This is a genomic window from Mesorhizobium sp. M7A.F.Ca.AU.002.02.1.1, assembly GCF_003998535.1.
GTDB lineage: Bacteria > Pseudomonadota > Alphaproteobacteria > Rhizobiales > Rhizobiaceae > Mesorhizobium > Mesorhizobium ciceri.
Genome location: NZ_RZPB01000859.1, coordinates 1 through 2,336, shown reverse-complemented (window position 1 = coordinate 2,336; position 2,336 = coordinate 1). Strand labels below are relative to the sequence as shown.

Here is a 2,336-nt window from a genome sequence, read left to right as displayed (position 1 = left end):
GAGAAACAGCGTGTGGCGATCGGCCGGGCATTGCTTGCCAGCCCCAGACTGCTGCTCATGGACGAACCGCTGGCCTCGCTCGACGAGGCGCGCAAGGCCGAAATCCTGCCCTATGTCGAAAGGCTGCGCGACGAGATCAAAATCCCGATCGTCTATGTCAGTCATTCGGTCGCCGAAGTGGCGCGGCTGGCCAGCGACGTGGTGATGCTGGCGCAGGGCAATGTCGTTGCCAGCGGGCCGACCGAGGCGGTGATGCAAAGGCTCGACCTGTTGCCGGCGGAGGAGCGCGGTGAGGGCGGCGCCGTGCTGGACACCAAGGTGCTGCATCACGACGAGAGTTTCGGCATGACCGTGCTCGGCTCGGCTGCGGGCGAGCTCCGGGTGCCACAGCTGGCGATGAAGACAGGTACGCCGGTGCGCATCCGTATCCGCGCCCGCGATGTGATGATCGCCACCGAAAAGCCGAGGGGTCTCAGCGCGCTCAACATCCTGCCGGGAACCATTACCGCGATGAGCCCCGGCGAGGGACCGGCGGTCGAGGTCGGTATCGACTGCAATGGCGCAACCGTGCTTGCCCGCATCACCGAACAGTCGCGGCAGGCGCTGAAGCTTCATCTTGGCGGCAAGGTTTTCGCGGTGATCAAGACGGTGAGCTTCGATCGGGCGAACACCGGCGCCGGCCTGCCCCCCGAGACGGGTGGATGATCCCGCTATGTCTTTTTGGAATAGCGGTTTCGCCAGGGAGCTTCTAGTATGATGTTGGGATGTGACCGCGGAGAGCAAAGATGCCGTCGCTGAGCTTGCGGATAAATCTCGATCCCGACGGGCGCGTCGGGCCGGGCAAGATCAAGCTCCTGGAACAGATCGCCGCCTTCGGCTCCATCTCGGCCGCCGCGCGCGGCATGGAGATGTCCTATAAGCACGCCTGGGACCTGGTCGAGGACATGAACCGGGTATTCGGCAAGCCGCTGGTGGCGGCACAGACCGGCGGCCGCAAGGGCGGCGGCGCACAGTTGACGGCGGTCGGCCTGGCAGTGGTCAGCCGCTTCCGCGCCATCGAGCGCGCGGCGGCGGCCGCGGCAGCGACGCATATGGAGGCGTTGCAGGCGGAGATTGAGGCTGGGTGAGGGAGTAGGGCAGTAGGGGAGTAGGGCAGTAGGGCAGTAGGGCAGTAGGGAGGCATTCGCGTGCTGTCTTCCAACACAAAACGTCATTCACCTACTCCCCTACTGCCTTACTCCCCTATTGCCTTCCTATTCGGGCTTGCGCAGCAAATAGCTGTCCATGATCCAGCCCTTCCGCCGACGAGCTTCCTCTCGAACTTTTTCGATCTTTGCGCCGATGTCACCGATCCTGCCGGAGAGGGTGATCTCGTCTTCCGTTCCGAGATAGGCGCCCCAATGGATGACGACATCCTTGTCGGCCAGCGTGTTGAAGGCGCATTTGCCGTCCAGCAGGACGACCGCGCTGCCGGCATTGTCCGGCATGCCTTCTTCGGTCAGGCGGCGGCCGGTGGTAATGAGGACGGAATCGCCGATGCGGTTCAGCGCCATCTTGTGGCTGGCGGCAAGTGCCTGGACGGCGGTGATGCCGGGGATGACCTCAAGCTCGAACGCCACATCGCCTCGCAGGCGCACGCGCTCAAGGATGCGCAACGCGCTGTCATAGAGCGAAGGGTCGCCCCAGATCAGGAAGGCGCCGCAGCCGTCGCCTGCAATCTCGTCGCGGATCAGGCCTTCGTAAATGGCGGCGATGGCTTCATGCCAGTCATCGACGGTCGAGCGGTAGGAGGGCGCCGGCCCATCTTCTACCGGGAGGTCGCGCACCGGCACGTCGAATTCGACGCGCCGCGACTTCGGATTGGTGACGAAGCGGTCGCAGATCTGACGGCGCAGTTCGGCCAATTCATTTTTTTTCGCGCCCTTGTCGGGAATGAACAGCACATCCGCCTGGTTCAGGCCTGATATGGCCTGAACGGTCATGTGGTCGGGATTGCCGGCGCCGATGCCGATGACGAGAAGCTTGCGCATGGGCGAACTCCTGCCCGATCGGAACCCGTTAGTCCAGACCGCGCTGGCGCGTGTCCAGACCGCGCTGGCGCGTGTCCAGACCGCGCTGGCGCGTGTCCAGACCGCAGTCCATCTCCCTTTGGTGCGTCCGCGGATACGGAAGGGCTTTGAACGCCACATTGAAACGGCTAGGGTCCTGCAGGCATTCCAGCCGAGGGGGCTTCCATGTTGCGATATGTTCTGACCGCCGTGCTGGCCTTGTCGTCCGCACCCGCTTTCGCCAATGATTCGGTTGCCGAACTTGGCACCGGCGGCCTGATCCTGTCG

Annotated in this window: 3 protein-coding genes; 2 read left to right on the top strand and 1 reads right to left on the bottom strand. The window is 64.0% G+C overall.

The annotated features are described in order from the left end of the window. Together EN879_RS32420 and EN879_RS32415 are read left to right on the top strand one after the other, a co-directional pair. The coding region (locus tag EN879_RS32420; protein WP_164774719.1) for a TOBE domain-containing protein at window positions 1–705 on the top strand (705 nt) is incomplete at its 5' end. A gap of 80 nt (window positions 706–785) precedes the next feature. Beyond that, entirely contained in the window at window positions 786–1,127 is a 342-nt protein-coding gene (locus EN879_RS32415; RefSeq protein ID WP_063168278.1) for a winged helix-turn-helix domain-containing protein, read from the top strand. A gap of 126 nt (window positions 1,128–1,253) precedes the next feature. On the opposite strand, the gene cobF is transcribed toward EN879_RS32415, so the two are convergent. Then, window positions 1,254–2,030: a precorrin-6A synthase (deacetylating) gene (cobF, locus tag EN879_RS32410; protein WP_013531027.1), complete on the bottom strand. Its 777-nt coding sequence runs from the start codon at window positions 2,028–2,030 to the stop codon at window positions 1,254–1,256. Window positions 2,031–2,336: the final 306 nt, after the last annotated feature.

Coding starts and splice junctions, on each gene's coding strand:
- cobF (WP_013531027.1), bottom strand. CDS start 2,030: ATGCGCAAGCTTCTCGTCATCGGCATCGGCGCCGGCAATCCCGACCAC.
- EN879_RS32415 (WP_063168278.1), top strand. CDS start 786: ATGCCGTCGCTGAGCTTGCGGATAAATCTCGATCCCGACGGGCGCGTC.